The 18,045-nt window shown below is 70.1% G+C and carries 19 protein-coding genes; 13 read left to right on the top strand and 6 right to left on the bottom strand.

What is annotated here, in order from left to right:
* The first annotated feature begins 91 nt into the window (after window positions 1-91).
* From ABZ930_RS23245 to ABZ930_RS23230, 4 genes are all read left to right on the top strand, one after another.
* On the top strand, window positions 92-904 hold the full coding sequence (locus tag ABZ930_RS23245; protein ID WP_361550691.1) for an ABC-2 family transporter protein: 813 nt from the start codon (window positions 92-94) through the stop codon (window positions 902-904).
* A gap of 148 nt (window positions 905-1,052) precedes the next feature.
* The gene (locus ABZ930_RS23240; RefSeq protein WP_361550791.1) at window positions 1,053-1,829 is read left to right on the top strand and encodes an ABC transporter permease; all 777 of its coding nucleotides are present in this window, start codon (window positions 1,053-1,055) and stop codon (window positions 1,827-1,829) included.
* Window positions 1,830-1,835: 6 nt separating this feature from the next.
* Entirely contained in the window at window positions 1,836-2,837 is a 1,002-nt protein-coding gene (locus ABZ930_RS23235) for an ATP-binding cassette domain-containing protein (RefSeq protein WP_361550688.1), read from the top strand.
* A gap of 18 nt (window positions 2,838-2,855) precedes the next feature.
* Entirely contained in the window at window positions 2,856-3,719 is an 864-nt protein-coding gene (locus ABZ930_RS23230) for a DUF1707 domain-containing protein (protein WP_361550685.1), read from the top strand.
* Window positions 3,720-4,231: 512 nt separating this feature from the next.
* On the opposite strand, the gene ABZ930_RS23225 is transcribed toward ABZ930_RS23230, so the two are convergent.
* Window positions 4,232-5,554, bottom strand: coding sequence for an SGNH/GDSL hydrolase family protein (locus ABZ930_RS23225; RefSeq protein WP_361550683.1), 1,323 nt, complete (start codon window positions 5,552-5,554; stop codon window positions 4,232-4,234).
* A 283-nt stretch (window positions 5,555-5,837) separates the two neighbouring features.
* Between ABZ930_RS23225 and ABZ930_RS23220 the strand changes: the two genes are divergently transcribed.
* The 5 genes from ABZ930_RS23220 (at window position 5,838) to ABZ930_RS23200 (ending at window position 11,260) form a co-directional block, all read left to right on the top strand.
* Window positions 5,838-7,196 (top strand): DUF445 domain-containing protein, encoded by a 1,359-nt coding sequence (locus ABZ930_RS23220; protein ID WP_361550680.1) that lies wholly within the window; start codon window positions 5,838-5,840, stop codon window positions 7,194-7,196.
* A 128-nt stretch (window positions 7,197-7,324) separates the two neighbouring features.
* Complete coding sequence (locus ABZ930_RS23215; protein ID WP_361550677.1) at window positions 7,325-8,800, top strand: MFS transporter; 1,476 nt, start codon at window positions 7,325-7,327, stop codon at window positions 8,798-8,800.
* A gap of 13 nt (window positions 8,801-8,813) precedes the next feature.
* Entirely contained in the window at window positions 8,814-9,791 is a 978-nt protein-coding gene (locus ABZ930_RS23210; protein ID WP_361550674.1) for a helix-turn-helix domain-containing protein, read from the top strand.
* A 5-nt stretch (window positions 9,792-9,796) separates the two neighbouring features.
* On the top strand, window positions 9,797-10,171 hold the full coding sequence (locus ABZ930_RS23205; RefSeq protein WP_361550671.1) for a VOC family protein: 375 nt from the start codon (window positions 9,797-9,799) through the stop codon (window positions 10,169-10,171).
* A 165-nt stretch (window positions 10,172-10,336) separates the two neighbouring features.
* Window positions 10,337-11,260, top strand: coding sequence for a calcium-binding protein (locus ABZ930_RS23200; protein ID WP_361550668.1), 924 nt, complete (start codon window positions 10,337-10,339; stop codon window positions 11,258-11,260).
* Between the two features lie 259 nt (window positions 11,261-11,519).
* Here the strand turns inward: ABZ930_RS23200 and ABZ930_RS23195 are convergent, their stop codons facing one another.
* A complete protein-coding gene (locus ABZ930_RS23195; protein WP_361550665.1) occupies window positions 11,520-11,825 on the bottom strand; it encodes a hypothetical protein in 306 nt (101 codons plus the stop codon).
* 164 nt (window positions 11,826-11,989) lie between these two features.
* On the bottom strand, window positions 11,990-12,850 hold the full coding sequence (locus ABZ930_RS23190) for a maleylpyruvate isomerase family mycothiol-dependent enzyme (RefSeq protein WP_361550662.1): 861 nt from the start codon (window positions 12,848-12,850) through the stop codon (window positions 11,990-11,992).
* A gap of 211 nt (window positions 12,851-13,061) precedes the next feature.
* On the opposite strand from ABZ930_RS23190, the gene ABZ930_RS23185 reads away from it, so the two are divergent.
* Window positions 13,062-13,487, top strand: a complete 426-nt coding sequence (locus tag ABZ930_RS23185) for a hypothetical protein (RefSeq protein ID WP_361550659.1) — start codon at window positions 13,062-13,064, stop codon at window positions 13,485-13,487.
* Window positions 13,488-13,512: 25 nt separating this feature from the next.
* A complete protein-coding gene (locus ABZ930_RS23180; protein ID WP_361550657.1) occupies window positions 13,513-14,082 on the top strand; it encodes a VanZ family protein in 570 nt (189 codons plus the stop codon).
* Here ABZ930_RS23180 and ABZ930_RS23175 read toward each other — a convergent pair.
* A complete protein-coding gene (locus tag ABZ930_RS23175; protein ID WP_361550655.1) occupies window positions 14,079-15,002 on the bottom strand; it encodes a hypothetical protein in 924 nt (307 codons plus the stop codon). The genes ABZ930_RS23180 and ABZ930_RS23175 overlap by 4 nt on opposite strands.
* A gap of 198 nt (window positions 15,003-15,200) precedes the next feature.
* Here ABZ930_RS23175 and ABZ930_RS23170 point away from each other — a divergent pair, with 198 nt between their 5' ends.
* Complete coding sequence (locus ABZ930_RS23170; protein WP_361550789.1) at window positions 15,201-16,124, top strand: hypothetical protein; 924 nt, start codon at window positions 15,201-15,203, stop codon at window positions 16,122-16,124.
* 14 nt (window positions 16,125-16,138) lie between these two features.
* Here ABZ930_RS23170 and ABZ930_RS23165 read toward each other — a convergent pair whose 3' ends face one another.
* On the bottom strand, window positions 16,139-17,170 hold the full coding sequence (locus tag ABZ930_RS23165) for a hypothetical protein (protein ID WP_361550653.1): 1,032 nt from the start codon (window positions 17,168-17,170) through the stop codon (window positions 16,139-16,141).
* A gap of 32 nt (window positions 17,171-17,202) precedes the next feature.
* Here ABZ930_RS23165 and ABZ930_RS23160 point away from each other — a divergent pair, with 32 nt between their 5' ends.
* The gene (locus tag ABZ930_RS23160; protein ID WP_361550651.1) at window positions 17,203-17,847 is read left to right on the top strand and encodes a hypothetical protein; all 645 of its coding nucleotides are present in this window, start codon (window positions 17,203-17,205) and stop codon (window positions 17,845-17,847) included.
* Here the strand turns inward: ABZ930_RS23160 and ABZ930_RS23155 are convergent.
* Window positions 17,840-18,043 (bottom strand): DUF397 domain-containing protein, encoded by a 204-nt coding sequence (locus ABZ930_RS23155; protein WP_361550786.1) that lies wholly within the window; start codon window positions 18,041-18,043, stop codon window positions 17,840-17,842. The genes ABZ930_RS23160 and ABZ930_RS23155 overlap by 8 nt on opposite strands.
* Between the last annotated feature and the right edge of the window lie 2 nt (window positions 18,044-18,045).

Here is an 18,045-nt window from a genome sequence, read left to right as displayed (position 1 = left end):
ACGTCACGTACGCCTCGTATGACACATAAGCCTCCTACATCACTGGAAAATTGCATGGCAGGCGAGGCCAGGCCGCCCTAGGCTGCCGCCAGTGGGAGCTCTTCGGTTGTACGCGGCTGTCGTCGCCAGTGGACTGCGGAGATACGCCACGTATCGCGCCTCCACCGTGGCCGGCATCGTCACCAACACCGTCTTCGGCGTGATCATCGCCTACACCTATCTGGCGCTGTGGGACGAGCGCCCGCACCTCGGCGGCTATGACCAGGCACAGGCGCTCACCTTCGTCTGGATCGGCCAGGCCCTCTTCGCCGTGATGATGCTCGGTATGCCGTCCGGCGTCGAGGCCGAACTGATGGCGCGGATCCGCAGCGGAGACATCGCCGTGGACCTGTACCGGCCGGTCGATCTGCAGTGCTGGTGGCTCTCGCTGGACCTGGGGCGGGCGCTGTTCCAGCTGCTCGGGCGCGGGGTGGTGCCGATGGTGGTCGGGGCGCTCCTCTTCCCGCTCGCGCTGCCGCACGACGCCTTGCGCTGGCTGGCGTTCCTGGTCGCGGTGGTGCTCGGCTGCGTGGTCAGCTTCGCGATGCGCTATCTCGTGGCGATGTCCGCGTTCTGGTTCATGGACGGCAACGGCGCGGTGCAGATGTACGGCATCGTGGGCACCTTCTTCTCCGGGATGCTGCTGCCGCTGAACGTCTTCCCGGGGACCATCGGCGACGTGGCCCGGGCCCTGCCCTGGTCGGCGCTGCTCCAGGTCCCGGCGGACGTGCTGATGGGCACGCATCCCGGGCGGGGCCCGCTGGGCAGCTATCTCTTCCAGGCGAGCTGGGCGGCCGGGCTGCTCGGCGCGGGCCGGCTGCTCCAGCGGTCGGCGACCCGGCGGGTGGTGGTGCAGGGTGGCTGAGCCGGGAGCGGGTGAGTGCGGCGTGGGTGAGTACGGCGTGGATGAGTACGCGGCGGGTGGGCCCGGGGCGGCCGAGGCGCGGGCGGCCGAGGCGCGGGCGGCCGAGTGGGGCCGGGGCCGGGTGCTGCCGGCCTGGCGGGTGTTCCGGATGGTCAGCGGGGCCTGGATCCGCTCCACGATGACGTACCGGGCGTCGTTCGTGCTGACCACCTTCGGCAACTTCGCGATGACGGGCCTGGAGTTCTGCGGCATCCTGCTGATGTTCTCCCAGGTGGACCGGCTCGGCGGCTACACGCTCCCCGAGATCGCGTTCCTCTACGGCACCGCGGGCGCCTCCTTCGGCCTCGCCGATCTGGTCGCCGGGTCGCTGGGGCGGACCGGGCAGCGGGTGCGGGACGGGACGCTGGACGTGTTCCTGGTGCGGCCCGCGCCGGTGCTGGTGCAGCTGGCCGCGGACAAGTTCGCGCTGCGCCGGCTCGGACGGATCAGCCAGGGGCTGGTGGTGCTGGTGTGGTCGGCGGTGGCGCTCGACGTGGCCTGGACGCCGGTGAAGGCGCTGCTCGTGCCGCTGCTGGTGGTCAGCGGGGCCGCCATCTTCGTCGCCGTGTTCATCGCGGGCGCGTCCTTCCAGATCGTGGCGCAGGACGCGGCCGAGGTGCAGAACGCGGCGACGTTCGGCGGCAACGCGCTGCTCCAGTACCCGCCGACCGTGTTCGGCGACAACCTGCTGCGGGGCGTCACGTTCGTCCTGCCGCTGGCCTTCGTGAACTGGATCCCGGCGCTCTACATCCTCGGCCGCCCCTATCCGCTGGACCTGCCGCGGTGGGTCGCTTTCGCGCCGCCGCTGGTGGCCGCGGTGTGTCTGGCGGCGGCGGGCTGCGCATGGCGGGCGGCGTTGCGGGGCTATCGGAGTACAGGGAGCTGAAGTCTGTTGTCGAGCAAGGAAGTCGAGGATGCGGTGGCCGGGGATCCGCTGATCGAACTGGACGGTGTCGAGAAGGTCTTCGACGTGCGCCGCAAGGCGGGTTTCCTGCGCCGGGAGCGGCGCGAGGTGCGGGCCGTGGACTCGCTGACGTTCAGCGTGCCGCGCGGCGAGATGGTCGGCTACATCGGGCCGAACGGCGCGGGCAAGTCGACCACCATCAAGATGCTGACCGGCATCCTGACGCCGAGCGCGGGCCGGCTGCGCGTCGCGGGCATCGACCCCTCGCGCGAGCGCTCCAGACTCGCGCACCGCATCGGCGTCGTCTTCGGGCAGCGCACCACGCTCTGGTGGGACCTGCCGCTCATCGACTCGTACCGGCTGATGCGCCGGATGTACCGCATCCCCGACGCCCGGTACGCGGAGAACCTGGACCGCTGCGTCGAACTCCTCGACATGGCGGAGTTGTTGGAGGTGCCCGTGCGGCAGCTCTCGCTCGGGCAGCGGATGCGCGGCGACATCGTGGCGGCGCTCCTGCACGACCCCGAGGTGCTGTACCTGGACGAGCCGACGATCGGCCTGGACATCGTCTCGAAGGTCAAAGTGCGGTCGTTCCTGCGGGACTTGAACGCGGAGCGCGGCACGACCGTCCTCCTCACCACCCACGACCTCACCGACATCGAGCAGCTCTGCCGCCGTGTCATGGTCATCGACCACGGGCGTCTGATGTACGACGGTGATCTGGACGGGCTGCACGAGCTGGGCGGCGGCGAGCGCACCCTCGTCGTCGACCTGGAGCGCGAACTCCCGCCGATCGAGGTGGAGTCGGCGCGGGTGGTGAAGGTGGAGGGGGTGCGGCAGTGGCTGACGTTCCCCGCCGCGCACTCCGCGGCGCCGTTGGTCGCCGCGATCGCCGGGCGCTATCCGCTGGCCGACCTGTCGGTGCGGGAGCCGGACATCGAGAGCGTCATCGCACGGATGTATGCCGGGGGCGCTTCCCTGACGTACTGATCCCCGTACGCTGAAAACATGACGGACGCAGCGCTCCCGGACCGCCCCGAAGAGTCCGGACCCCAGGACGACGCCCTCGATCTGCGGGCCTCCGACGCCGACCGCGAGCAGGTCGCCGAGCGGCTGCGCGACGCGCTGGCCGAGGGCCGCCTCGACATGGAGGAGTTCGGCGAGCGCCTGGAGGAGACGTACAAGGCGCGTACGTACCGGGAGTTGCTGCCCGTCACCCGCGATCTGCCCGGCACGGGCACTCCCATGCCGGCGCCCGCCCCGGTGAACCTGGTGAAGGAGCCGCTGCCCGAGGGGGCCGTCGACTGGGCGGCGCGGATCGGGGGTGCGGCGGGCGGGTCCGCGTGGGGCGTCGGCGTCCTCTCCGGGTTCGAGCGCAAGGGGCGCTGGACGGTGCCGGCGCGGATGGACTGCGTGGCCGTCATGGGCGGCGGCGAACTCGACCTGCGCGAGGCGAACTTCGAGTCCCGCGAGACCGTCCTCAACTGCGTCGCGATCATGGGCGGCGTCAATGTGATCGTGCCGCCCGGGGTCGAGGTCGTCGTGCGCGGCATCGGCATCATGGGCGGCTTCGACCACAGCGAGTCCGGGGTGCCCGGGGACCCCGGGGCGCCGCGCGTGGTGATCACCGGGTTCGCGTTCTGGGGCGGTGTCGGGGTCGAGCGGAAGCTGCCCAAGGCCGAGCGGCAGCGGTTGAAGGAGGAGCGGCGGCGTGAGCGGCTGGAGCGCCGGGAGGACCGTCGCGCCCTCCTCGACGGTCATGCCCGCCTCCACGACGACCACCTCGAGCGGCATCGCGAACGCATCGAGGAGCACCTGGACCGCCTGGAAGAACGCCGAGAACGCCGCCGGCGCCGCCACCACTGGGAGTAACCGCAACTCCCACTGACCCGCACTTCCCCTCGAGGCCTGCCACCGCCCCGCCGGTAGCGCTGTGATCGCGGGTTGCTGCCCACCCCGCCGGGTCGCGCCGAAATCACGGTCTGCTGCCGGCCTCGCCAGCTACCGCCCCGCCAGGGGCGCGGGGAACTGCGCGACCAGCCACCGGGGCTGCACCCGCGAATGGCGCTGCGCCGACCCCGTGCTCTGAATGCGGCTCAGCTACAGCCCCGCCAGGGGCGCGGGGAACTGCGCGAGAAGCCCCACCGGGGCCGCACCCGCCAACGGCGCTGCACCGACCCCCCTCTGAAGCGCTCACCCCGCGCCGGGGTGCCGCCTTGCCCACCCTGCCGCCCCAGGCGGCAGACTGCCCAAGGCGGGGCGGCGCGGGCGCCAGCCCAAGGGTGAGGGGGCCCGGCCCGAGGCGGCGGCGCTGGGCGCCACCCCGGGATGAGGTGGAAGCCCGAGGAAGGCTGGGTGCCGGCCCGGGGCCAGGTGCGGCTCGGTCAGAGCTCGGCGCCGGTGGACCCCTTGAGCGAGGTCAGATCGAAGGACTCGGCCATCTTCCGGTACCCGGCATCACTGGGGTGCAGATGATCACCCGAGTCGAACTGCGGCAGCAGCTTGCGCGGGTTGTACGGATCCCGCAACGCCCGATCGAAGTCGACGTAGCTGTCGAACACCTTCCCGGCGCGGATCTGCTCGTTGACCCCCTGCCGCACGACCTCCAGCCGGGGCTCGTACCCACGATGCCCCTGGAACGGCATCAGGGTCGCCCCCACGACACGCAGCCCGCGCGCATGCGCCTGCCGCACCAGCTCCCGCAGCCCCTCGGTGATCTTGTTCGGGTCGGTCTGCTGCGGGTTGCGCAGGATGTCGTTGATCCCGAGGTCGATGACGACGGCCCGCACCCCGGAGCGGTCGAGCGCGTCGCGGCCGAACCGGGACAGGCCGCTCGGATTGTTGGCGGGCCGCCCGAGCCCGTCGGACAGCACGCGGTTGCCGCTGATTCCCTGGTTCACGACGCCGTAGCGCGGGGCACCCGACTCGGTGCTCAGCCGGTCGGCGAGGACGTCCGTCCAGCGCCGGTTGGCACCCATGGTGGAGGTGATGCCGTCGGTGAGCGAGTCACCGAGGACGACGACGGTGCCCGCGGCCTCGTTGCTGAGTACGTCGAGCGCGGTGAGATAGCGCCAGTACGGGCTCTGCTCGGTGTACCGGGTGCCGGTCGGGTCCTCCACGACGTCGCCGCTCGCGACGTACGACATCTGCCGGGCCTGCGGGTGGTACGTGACGGGCCCGGACGGGGTCGGCGAGTACGTGGTGACGAGCATGTCCGAGTCGCCCGGAACCCGCAGCCGTACGGCGTCGCTGACGACCTGGGAGCCGGCCGCGATGACCACCGAGGTGTTCCCGGAGAAGGTCAGCCGGCGCAGGGTGCCCGCCAGCGCGGTGGGGTTGTTCGGCGCGGAGGCCACGGCGATCGACGCGTGCGTGATGCTGAGCGGCTGCTGCCCGTAGAGATTGGAGAGGGTGACGCGGGCACCGGTGCCGCCGATGCTCGTGTGCACGACATTGCGGATGGAACGGCCGGAGAAACCATTCGTCTCGGTCCCCGGTTCGGCGCCCGCGGGGGCGGCCGACCAGCTTCCGGCCCAGGTGCCGGTGGAGGCGGGCGCGGCCGAACTGCGCGGATGGGCGCCGCTCGCCTGGACGTTGTCGTCGCCGCTCTTGAGGACGCCGGAGAAACCGACGTAGATAGCGGCAGAGATCACTACGGCGACCGCGACGAGCGCGGCCAGCAGCACATAACCGTGACGCCTGGTCATGCGGTGTGTGTCTCCTCGGGCAGGGGGAGCCCAAGAAGGCTCCGGTGTGATGATCCCATGATGCGTCATGGGGCGAGACGAGGCCGACACTGCCCCCCTCCGCCCATTCAGACGCCGGGAACTTGTGGTTCGTTCCGTTAGTAGGGCAGGAAGGGACAATGTGTGAGGGGGATGACATCGGAGCGACGGATGCCGGAGCCGGGAGCGGCGACGAACGGGACGATCGGGATGATCAGGACGTCCGGGTGACGTCAGGGCGACGAGTGAGGCGGGCAGGCAGTCGATGAGCGATCTGGACAAAAGGGGTGAAGCGGGCGCGGACGGTTCTGGGCAGTATGCCCATGGGCCCGCCGCGCAACCCCGTACCGCCCGCCGCTCCGTCACCGAGTTCACCGCCGCGGACGAGGAGAAGCGCCGCGGTGTCCGCCGGATGAAGGCGACGGCGACGGGCCTGCTGGTCCTCGTCGCGGTCGTCTACGCCCTGACGACCTGGGCGGAGCACTCCGGCGCGGGCGCCTGGACGGGCTATGTCGCGGCCGCCGCCGAGGCCGGCATGGTCGGCGCGCTCGCCGACTGGTTCGCGGTCACGGCCCTCTTCCGCCACCCTCTCGGCATCCCCATCCCGCACACCGCGATCATTCCGCGCAAGAAGGACCAACTGGGCGTGTCCCTCGGCGAGTTCGTCGGGGAGAACTTCCTCTCCGGCGACGTCGTCCGCGACCGCCTGCGCTCCGTCGGCATCGGATCCCGGCTCGGCGCCTGGCTCGCCGAGCCCAGGAACGCGGACCGGGTGACCGCCGAGCTGGCCACCGCGCTGCGCGGCGCCCTCACGGTGCTGCGCGACTCCGACGTCCAGGCGGTCGTCGGCGAGGCCATCACGCGCCGCGCCGACAACGCCGAGATCGCGCCCGGCATCGGCAAGATGCTGGAGAAGGTCGTCGCGGACGGCGGCCACAAGCGGATCGTCGACCTGGTGTGCACGCGGGCCCACGACTGGCTCGTCCTGCACTCCGACTCGGTGATGGACGCGGTGCAGGGCGGCGCGCCCGGCTGGACCCCGCGGTTCGTGGACAAGCGCGTGGGCGAGCGCGTCTACAAGGAACTCCTCCGCTTCGTCACCGAGATGCGCGACATGCCCGAGCACCCGGCGCGCGGCGCCGTCGACCGTTTCCTGCGCGACTTCGCGGGCGACCTCCAGGCCGACTCCGACACCCGTGCCCGCGTCGAGCGCCTCAAGTCCGAGGTGCTCGGCCGCTCCGAGGTGCAGGACCTGATCGCCTCCACCTGGTCGGCGGTCCGCTCGATGATCGTGGCGGCGGCCGAGGACGAGCGCAGCGAGCTGCGGCTGCGGGTGCGGGCGTCGCTGCTCTCGCTCGGGCAGCGGATGGCGTCCGACCCGAAGGTGCAGGGGAAGGTCGACGGCTGGGTGGAGGGCGCGGCGGTGTACGTCGTGACGACGTACCGGGCCGAGATCACCTCCCTCATCACCGACACGGTGGCCGGCTGGGACGCCGAGCACACCTCCCGCAAGATCGAGGCCCACATCGGCCGCGACCTCCAGTTCATCCGGATCAACGGCACGGTGGTCGGTTCGCTGGCGGGCCTGTTGATCTACACGGTGTCGAAGGCGCTGGGGGCGTAGGCGAAACAAGCCCCTCCGGCGATTGAGGAGCGGGGTCCGGGGCGGAGCCCCGAGGCGGTGCCCCTGGTGCGGCGGCGCTCTTTCGGGGCACTCGGGAGTGGCCAGATTCCCTCGACGAGGAGGGCCCCATGTCCCTGGGTCAGCACCATTCCGGTACCGGCGGAGCCACCGTCACCACGGCCGTCCCCGCCCGCCTCGACCGCCTCCCCTGGTCCCGCTGGCACTGGATGGTGGTCATCGGCCTCGGCACGGTCTGGATCCTCGACGGCCTCGAGGTCACGGTCGTCGGCAACATCGCGGGCCGCCTGTCGGAGTCCGGCAGCGGGCTGCCGATCTCCTCCGCGCAGGTCACCGGCATCGCGGCCGCCCTGTACGTGGCGGGCGCCTGCGCCGGAGCGCTGTTCTTCGGCTGGCTGACCGACCGGTTCGGCCGCAAGAAGCTCTTCCTCGTCACCCTGGCGGTCTACCTGGCGGCGACGGCCCTCACCGCCGTCTCCTTCTCCACCTGGTGGTTCTTCGTCTTCCGCTTCTTCACGGGCTTCGGCATCGGCGGCGAGTACGCGGCCATCAACTCGGCGATCGACGAGCTGATCCCGTCGAAGTTCCGCGGCCGCGTCGACCTCATCATCAACGGCAGCTTCTGGCTCGGCGCGATCGGCGGCTCGCTGCTCTCGATCGTCGCCCTCGACACGGACCTGTTCGCGAAGAACGTCGGCTGGCGCCTCACCTTCGCCCTCGGCGTGGTCCTCGGCCTGGTCATCCTCCTCGTCCGCCGCAACGTCCCCGAGAGCCCCCGCTGGCTGTTCATCCACGGCCGGGGAGAGGAGGCGGAGGCCCTGGTCACGGAGGTCGAGGACAGAATCCGTACGGAACACGGCGACGGATCCCTGCCACCCCCGGCCGGCGAGATCACCATCCACCAGCGCAAGAGCATCGGCTTCCTGGAGATCGCCCGCACGGTCTTCCGCTCCTACCCGCGCCGCACCACCCTCGGCCTCGCCCTCTTCATCGGCCAGGCGTTCCTCTACAACGCGATCACCTTCGGCTTCGGCGCGATCCTTACCACCTTCTACGACGTGCCGACCGGCTCCACCGGCTACTACTTCGCGGTGATCGCGGCCGGCAACTTCATCGGCCCGCTGCTGCTCGGCAGGCTCTTCGACACGCTCGGCCGCCGCATCATGATCTCCTCCACCTACCTCCTGTCCGGGGTGCTGCTCTTCGCCACGGCCTGGCTCTTCGACCGCGGCTCGCTCACGGCGACGACCCTGACGGCCTGCTGGTCGGTGGTCCTGTTCTTCGCGTCGGCGGGCGCCTCCAGCGCGTACCTCACCGTCTCGGAGATCTTCCCGATGGAGACCCGCGCGATGGCGATCGCCTTCTTCTACGCGATCGGCACGGCGGCCGGCGGCATCAGCGGCCCGCTGCTCTTCGCCGACCTCACCGAGAGCGGCAAGGTCGCCGACACGGTGCTCGCCTTCCAGATCGGGGCCGGGCTGATGTGTCTGGCGGGCCTGGTGGCGGTCGCGTTCGCGGTCCGGGCGGAGGGCAGGTCGCTGGAGGACGTGGCCCGCCCGCTGTCGGCGGTGTCGCCGCCGGGGTGACAGCATCGACTCCATGGGAACGCGGCGCGCTCGACGGACGACGGTGGCGGTCCTGGTCAGGGACGGTGTCCTGCCCATGGAGCTGGGCCTGGTCCACCAGCTGTTCGGCACGGCCCGCGACCCGTCGACGGGCGACCCGCTCTACGACGTCCGTACGTGCGCGCCCCGGCCGGGCAGGATCCGTACGGACGCCGACTTCCCGATCTACGCGGAACACGGCCTGGAGACGGTGCCGGCGGCGGACACCGTCCTGGTTCCGGCGTCGCACGAGACGGACGAAAGTCTGCGGCCGGGCAGCGTGGAACCGGAGCTGAGCGCGGCCGTCGGCGCCGTACGGGGCCGGGTGGCCTCCATCTGCACGGGTGCGTTCGTCCTGGCGGCGGCCGGTCTGCTGGACGGCCGCCGGGCGACGACGCACTGGATGTCGTCGGCGCGCTTCGCCCGTACGTTCCCGGCCGTCACGGTCGACGCCGACGTCCTGTACGTGGACGAGGGCCCGGTGCTCACCTCGGCCGGTGAGGCGGCCGGCATCGACCTGTGCCTGCACATGATCCGCGCGGACCACGGCGCGGCGGTGGCGGCCGACGTCGCCCGCCGCACCGTCGTACCCCCGTACCGGGAGGGCGGCCAGGCCCAGTACATCCGCCGCCCGGTCGAGGAGGAGGGCCTGACCTCGACATCGGCGTCCCGCACCTGGGCGCTGGACCACCTCGCCCAACCCCTGACCCTGGCCGACCTGGCGGCGCGCGACGGCCTGTCGGTCCGCACCTACAACCGCCGCTTCCGGGAGGAGACGGGCGTCACCCCCATGACCTGGCTGGCCGCCCAACGCGTCGACCGGGCGCGGGAGTTGCTGGAGCAGACCGACCACACGGTGGACCGTGTCGCGGCGGAGACGGGCTTCGGCACGGACGTCTCGCTGCGCCAGCACTTCCAGCGCAGGCTCGGGGTGTCGCCGGGGGCGTACCGGGCCACGTTCCGGGGACGATGAACGCCATGACGCAGATCCGCAGAGCCGTCCCGAACGTCCAGGTGGAGCCCGGCGAGAAGACCGCCGAGGCCAATCGCGCCTTCTACGGCACCCTCGGCTTCGAGGAGGTCATGAACCTCGGCTGGGTCACGACCCTGGCCTCCCCGAGCCACCCCGAGGCCCAGCTCACCTTCCTCACCCACGACGCGACGGCCCCGGTGGTGCCGGACGTGAGCGTGGAGCTGGGCTCGGTGGAGGACGTCGACAAGGCGTACGAGGCCCTGCGGGCGGCGGGCGCCGAGATCGTCCATCCCCTCCAGGACGAGGAGTGGGGCGTCCGCCGCTTCTTCGTACGGGACCCTCAGGGCCGGGTGGTGAACGTACTGGCGCACCTGAAGTAGACCCCGCCGGGTGATGCACCTCACCCGCCTCAACCGTCGCGCGCGTACAACCCTTTCGCTCCATCGCCGATCAAGACTGTGCGGTCGCTGTGGCCGTGCGTGATGTGGGTCCGCCTGTCCCGCGACCTGCCTCCGCCCGTCGAGAGTCGATAACGGAGCGTCCTCATGTCCCAGCACTCCCGCAAGAAGCTGACGTCCGGCAAGAAGGTGACCCTGGGAGTCGGCGCACTGGCCGCCTCCGGGCTCGCCGTCGGCCTGCTCGTCACTCCGTCCGCGACGGCGGACGAGACCGGCGCGGCCGAGGCGCTGAAGCGGAACAGGGCCGCGGCCGCCGACGCGTCGGCCGCGAAGGCCGCCGCGCCCAAGGCCCGCGCCGCGCGGGCTGCCGACGCCACCGTCGTCTCCGGCGTCTCCGTCGACGGCGGCAACAGCGCCCGCGTCGGGACGACGAACACGCAGACGATCACCGTGAAGTGGACGGTCAGCGGCGGGGCGACGCTGTACGGCACCAACGCGTCGCTCTGGCGCGGCGCCGATCTCGACAACGGCGACTGGGAGCAGTTCGTCACCTCCGAGGAGTTCAACGCGGGCATCGACCCCTGTGTTCAGCGCGACGCGACCACGTACGACTGCACCGCCACCTACAAGATCAATCCCCAGATCGACCTGACGAACGAGGACGCCGGAGCCTGGAAGATCTCCCTCTGGGCGGTCACCGACGCATCCAGCGTGGACACCGACAACGCCAAGACCTGGTACCTCAAGCGCTGGTCCCGGCTGAGCAACAACGCGGCCCCCGAGCCCATCGCCAAGGGCAAGACGATCACGATCACCGGCAAGCTGGAGCGCGCCAACTGGGACACCCACAAGTACGCGGGCTACACCCAGCAGACCGTCCGCCTCCAGGAGCGTTCGCTGACCGGCTCGTACGCCACCACCAGCAGCCACGTCACCGGCACCGGCAGTCTCGCGGGCGTCGAGAAGCAGACGCGCAAGGCCACCACCGACCGCTGCTACCGCTACAAGTTCGAGGGCACTTCCACCACGCCGCCGGTCACCGCCACCGGTGACTGCGTCGACGTGCGCTGAGCCCCCTGAGCCGGCTGATCACACCGCGTCGGCGAGACACCGGACGCGTGCTCGTCCGGTGTCGGCCGACCCGCGGATCCGCTGGCGCGGGCCGGGTCGGCCCCGCTCGCGCCGTCAGCCGACCCGACAGGTGCGCGGGGAACGCCGGGAGAACCGCCCACCGCCCCGACAGGGGCGCGGGGAACTGCGCGACCAGCCCCCACCGAGCCGCGGACGAACGACAACCCGGGGCGGGCCGCGCCGGGACCGTGGAAGAGGCTCAGGCCCGACGGTCCACGACCACGTACGACGCGGCGGCGACGGCCCCGGCGACCCCGAACACGGCAGGCCAGGCCCCGACCTTCTTGGCCAGCGGATGCGACCCGGCGAACGCGGCGACGTAGACCCCGGTGAGCGCCCCGGCGACCTTGGCCCCCCGCACCTTGGTCCACTGCGTGGCCGCGGCCGCCCCGGCGACGGCGAGCACGGCGCCGCCCAGCTGACGCTTCTTGGTGAAGCGGGCGGTGGCGTAGCCGCCGATGAGACCGGCGGCGGCGAGCGGGGCGGTGGGCAGGGTGCGGGCCATGGAATCTCCTGGTGGGCGGAGTGCCGGACCGGATGCCCGGCAATGCGCTGAACGGCGCCGCTTGGCGCCGTTTGCGAGGTTACGCCGTACCCCTCGGGAGGATCCCGACGGGTCGGCGACTGTGCCCCGCCTCACCCGCCCCGCCCTACTGGACCTGACGTAGCTCAGCCGAGCCCGGTTGAATCCCACCCGCCGGGAGCCGGACAACACCCGACGCCGCCGGAGGCCGCCCAGGGCGCGGGCGACGGAAAGTACCGGTCGAGCAGAGCTTCCTCGCCCCGCACCCCCAACTCCGTACGAGGAATGCGCTGCCACAGATGCATCATCAGGTCGGACACGGAACCGGCCAGCTCGACGAGACAGCACCCGCTGCCCTGGTTGAGCAGCACGTCATCGGCGTCGACCTGCACGATCCAGCTGCGGAACCCGTCGGTCTGCGTGAACCGCAGCCGCTCGCCCCGCCCCGGCGGCGTCTGCCCCCAGGCCTGCCGCGCCGGGGCCAGCACCTCGAAGACGTGACTGACGGCATCGGCGGCGAGCCAGGTGTCCACGGGCGCGGGCGCCCCGGCGGCGGACTCGGCGTCCCAGCGGTGCACGGCGGCCTCGACGGTCTGCGACCGCAGCCAGAACCCGACCGTCCGCCCGCCGAAGGCGCCCCCTTCCGGCGGGCCGCTCCCCGCGGCCCAGGACCAGGCCGGCTCCCCGGGATCCCGGGCGGTGAACACCTTCTCCAGCCGGTCGGCGCCGTCCCGGAACCAGTCGAGCAGCCCGCGCGGCATCCGCCCGAGCAAGGGCCCGCGCCCCGCCTCGGGCCACCCCCACCGGTCCTCGGGCAGCCGCAGCACCGCAGGATCCCCGAGCCCCTCGGGCGGCTCGCACGACTCCGCCCCGGCGATGCGCGCCACCTGCCGGTGCACGGTCCCGAGATGCAGCACGAGATCCGCGACGGACCACTCCGGACATCCCGGCACGAGCGGAACGTCCCGCCCCTCCCAGCCCGCCACGCACCGCTCGAAGGCAGACACCTCGCGACGGAAGCTCACGACATGGTCGACGCCCCACACAGCGCCCTCCTCCCCACACACGGCCCGCCTTTGAAGACGCTACGACTTCGGCCCCACCGGGAGAACCGCTTCGACGACTCTGCTTGCCGCCCGGGCCCGTATCTCCCCCAGTCGGGTGGCCCCACCCCCGAACACTGACGACCGACCGCACTCGACCGAGATCATCAGAGACGTGAACCTGCGCCTCATCACCACCTCCGCCGCCCTGCTCCTCGCCGCGACCACCTTCGCGGCTTCCCCTCCGCCCGGCACACACCACCACCGAGCCACGACGACGCCCGCCCACACGTCTCCCAACGGATGCGGCGAGACCGACAACGGCCATCTCTGCATCGGCGGCCCGAGCCCGAGAACCGGCACGTACAAGATCAGTTACAACCGCTGGAACGCCGACGGCGAGATCAAGGTGAAACTCGGCTACGAGATCAAGATGATCCGGGACGGCAGGATCTACGAGTCGAAGTGGGTCGGCTCGAAGAAGACGAGGAACGGCTTCGCGGCCTTCGAGAAGCACATCACCATGGGCGAGAAGGACTGCGTCAGAGGGAAGATGGAGTACGGGGGGAGGAAGTTCGTCTCCAAGTGGCTTCCCTGCTGACGGCGCGCGGACGGCCCGTACTCGTATGTGGCGCGTAGTCCTCTACGTCACTCCGCTGAGCACCGCCCTGTTCGTCGTGGCGGCGTCGGTCCTGGCACTCGTACTCACCCTGTGGCGCTCCCGTGCCCCCGGACCGGCCCGCTGGACGGCGGGCACGCTGGGCTCGGCCTGGCTGCTCCTGACGCTTGCGGCGACCCTCCTGCCGACGCAGCCGCTGGGCTCCGGCGGCATGGCGGTGTTCCTGACACCGGGGGAGGGCCTGTGGGGACCCGACCAGCTCTTCATGGACGCAGTCGAACGCCAGATGATCCTGGCCCTCCAGATCGCCAACGCGGCCATGTTCGTCCCCCTGGGCATCCTGGCCTCGACGACCGCCCGACACCCCTCCGTCCTCCGCACCACCCTCCTGTGCGCCGGCCTGAGCCTGCTCATCGAACTGGCCCAACTCCTCATGGCGGCAGGCCGGGTGGTCGACGTGGACGACGTCATCTTCAACAGCGCGGGAGCCCTCCTCGGCGCGGCCCTCGTCACCCTGTGGACCCGCGCGACGGCCGCCCCGAAGCCCTCGGGCAGACATGCGGCCGGACCTGCCTAGCGCACCCGCTCCCGCAACAGCCGCCGCGCCTCTACGTACCCGCCGCCGCCGTTCGAGCAGCCACCCGCCGAACTCAACTCACACGACCGACAGTTGCCCGCTTCCTGCCCCCAAGGCAACGGATCACGGCACTCGGGACACTCGAAGACTTCTCGCCAGGCCCGCTTCCGGGCGGGCCGCTTCCGTGTGAGCCGATCGGCGACCAGCTTGGCGGCGGAGTACACCTTGGCGGGCAGCCCGGCGGTGACGGCGTCGATGACCTGAGCGCCGGTGGCCCCTCGATCGAGCCAGTCACAGACCTCGGGCACGAGCTCCCGCACACTCCGCTCGGACAACCGCAGCCGCGCGTCCACAGCGCCGAGCCGCCACAGGATCCCGGCGCTTTCGGCGGCACGGGGGTCGCGGCTGCTGTCAGGCTCGGCCCCGACTTCGCTCTCTGCGGGCTCCCCGATCTCGACGGGCTCGGCGGTCTCGACGGGCTCGGCGGCCTCGGCGGGAGGGAGGGGAGGGTCCTTCCTCCCGTCCTTGTCGTAGTAGTCCTCCCCGCCAGGGGATTTCGCTCCCGACGCCCCGGTTCCCACCCGCCCGGGAACCGGCTGGCTGGCAGCCGGAGAAGCACCGCGCTCGGGAAGCTCGTAGACATCGACGCTGGACAAGATCCGCTTGCTACGTGCGTCCCGCTCGGTCCGGGTCACCCAATACCCCAGCTCCCGCAGCTCCTTGACGGCCTTGGACACGGCAAGCCGCCCTTGAGGGAACCCGTCGCTGAGGGTGCGGACGTTGACCTGAGCGCCGCTGGGCAGCGACAGAACGTAGACGAGGATGCCGCGAGCGGTATGGGAGAGCCGCGGATCGCGGATGGCTTTGTTGGCGATGACGGTGAAGTCCCGCTCATGCCGACGGATACGATGAACTTGCATGGGAGGTGTTGTCTCCTGTGCCGGACCCCCGGAGGTTGCCGCCTCGCGGGGGTCGCCTATGTCGTGGTGTGAAGTTGTGTAGACGGAGAGTGACACAGGTGCCCCGAAACGGGCAATCTCTGCCTAAGCCTGCAACTCACTGCCACGTAAACGGAGTTGCAGGCTCCACTGTCAGTGGCCCGTGCGAAAGTGACCGGCATGCTCGCGATCACAGTGAAGACAGAGGACGGCCGGCGGCACGTCAGGCCGACCGCCGAGGAACTCGCCGCGCTGGTCCGCCGGATCGGTGGCGCGGGCGACAAGTTCCTGGTGGTCCAGCCCATACCTGACAAGCCGGACGAGTTCATTCAGGTGTGGCACGCGGCGACGGGCCCCGACTTCACGCTTGAGTACCGGGACGGCGCCGCCGACCGCCACTTCCAGACGATGCTCGACGCCCCGGAACCGGTGATCGCGGCCATGACCGCCTGGGCCCGCCGCGCGCCCGACTGGAGCGAGGGCTTCGAGTGGGAGCGACTGGACTTCGGCCCGATCGATCCCGCCCCCGCTCTGGACCTCGGTGACGAGGATCGCCGCCTGCTGGAGGACCGGATCCGCGAGGTGCTCGTGGCCGGGTACGCGACGCGCGCCGAGCTGGCGGAAGTGGCGGAGGACTACTTGGTGTCGGGCGACGTCCGCCCGGTCTCACGCAAGCAGGCCGAGGCCCTGGCCGACCGCATGTGGCTGGACCGAGTGGAAGAACAGGCCGCATGGGGCCCCGAGGAAACCGCCCCGGACCTGATTGCCCGCGCCTTCACCGCCCTGGAGGCGACAGGCGTCACAGCCCGCGAGAACTTCACGTGCTGCCGCTCGTGCGGTGACTCGGAAATCCGGGCCGATGGCGTCCCGGAGGCCCGAGGCTTCGTCTACTTCCACACCCAGTCCACCGACATGGCCGCGGCCGGTCGCGGCCTGGCACTCCAGTACGGCGGCTTCGACGACTCCCCGGAGACGACCGCGTCGATCGGCCGGGAGGTCGTGGATGCGCTGAAGGGCCAGGGGCTGGCGACGGAGTGGGACGGCGACCCTGGACAGGTGATCACTGTGACGCCGCTGGAGTGGCGCCGGAGGCTTGTGGGCTGACCTTCAGTTGCCAATTAGGCGGGAACGGGGCAGTCCAGGCAGCGAAGACTTTGAGGATACTCACTTGCGGTGCTGCCCCCATCGAATTCGGAGAAGCCTCCACTGGCGTTGCGGTAAACGATGCCAATCCCGTTTTCCGCGAGTAGGTTGCGGAGGTCCTCGCGGGGGAGTGCTGGTGTCAGCACCATCAGATGCAGGGGCTGACGGTTGGTAATGCGCCTCAATTGGCTCTGTGCATGGAGTAGTTGAGCAAGAGCCGCGGTAATTGAATCTGTCTCTGTGCTGCCCGTCGGCCGATATACCGTGTGGTTCGACTGGTTGTAGATCTCGAAGGAGATGCGATCTGCCGAGTTCCGCAGGGACAACTCCATCTGCCCCAGGGTCATTCCAGCGGCAGTCTCGTGTTCTTCGAAGGCCTCTGCCAAGTCATCACTGCTCGCCGCTATCAGGGCAGCATCGGTTTGTGGCTGGTGCTGGCGTCTCTGGCGCCGGTACGCCCGAGCGAGGCGTCCTGCAGTTCGCTGAAATCGGAGTTGGGGCTCGGTTGCCCGCGGCAGAGTGTCGGAAGCGTCTTGGACGTACGGGCCGGTAGGACGCAAGCGAAATACGATGACGTTGCGATCTTCCTCCCGTTCATCTTTGGCCTCTCGAATGTCGTAGGGCCTACGCTCGTCAAGCTTGAAGGCCCCTATGTACTTATGCGTGCGCATATCACTCTTGGGGACTTTCCCTACGGCGATGAACACGTGCAGAGTGCGTCCCTTATTTGCGTGCTCCAGGATCGATGCGTTTCCGCCTCTTAAGGTCTGGTCACCGTTCTTCCCTGCTCCCGTGTAGGTGAATATTGGGCCCAGGTCGTCATTCTCGGAAAGCCATCCGTCCCGATACCCGTAGCGCCTTCCTATCTTGCTGTCGGAGAATATAAGAACGTTCCGCTTCTCTATCGCAGGGCATATTCCTGCGTAGCCGCTTCCTCCAAGCACGGGATGGATTTGCGGACGTGTGAGGATCTCGCCAGGCGTGAACCCGGTAGTGGCCGTCGTCATGATCAGAGGCTAATGGGTTCAGAGCTCACAGAGTGCTGGAAGTTGAGAAAGATGATCCAGAAGCCATTGTGGCGGAGGCTCGTCCGAGCGAGGATGCTGCGATGAGTGAGGCTACGAGTACGGTCATCGCGGCAGTCGTCGCCTTCGCGGCTGCAGTCATGGGGGCTGGCATAGCCGGGGTGTACGCCAAGCGTGCAGCGGAAGCCGGTGGCCGTAAGGCAGTTGATGCCGCACTGACGCAGGTGCATGGCCAGGCGGCGGCAGAGCACTGGCAGTGGGTGCGCAGCCAGCGGCACCAGGCCTTTGCGGCTCTGCTCGCGGCCTATGTGGCTCTCGATGAGCTTTTCGTCCGCATCGCGCCACAAGTGCGAGGCGGCAGCGGAATCGATGAAGCCACGGGGCATGAACTTCGCCAGTGCACTCTCGAAGTACGTTCGAAAACGAGTCAATTGGCACTTTGGGGGCCAAGCGAAACTAACCTCAAGGCCTACGAGCTCACCAGCGCGGCAATGGCGTCCGTGCAGGATTTTATGCGAGCTGCTGATGCGAGTTCCGTAAACCTGAGCAGCGGCTGGTCCAGTTTTGATCGAAGCCGAGACCAGATGACTGAGGCGTACAGCGCCTTCCTTCAGCGGGCCGGCGAGGTCATGCGCGATCCACGGCAGCCGGTCAGCTAGGGGCCTCTTCTTCGCTTGACGTCAGAACCCGTATGAAGCCCTGCCACGCGGCCGTGCCCAACTTGAGGTGCGGGCCCAAGGCGACTTTGGAGTCACGCACCGCGATGCCTCCCGCGAGTGCAGCTACTTCCAGGCACTCGCCCCCCATGCCGTTGCTGTAGCTGCTCTTGCGCCACTGGATGCTCGACGACGGCATCA

The sequence above is a fragment of the Streptomyces sp. NPDC046716 genome, from assembly GCF_040645755.1.
Taxonomy (GTDB): domain Bacteria; phylum Actinomycetota; class Actinomycetes; order Streptomycetales; family Streptomycetaceae; genus Streptomyces.
This window is presented reverse-complemented; position numbering and strand designations above follow the sequence as displayed.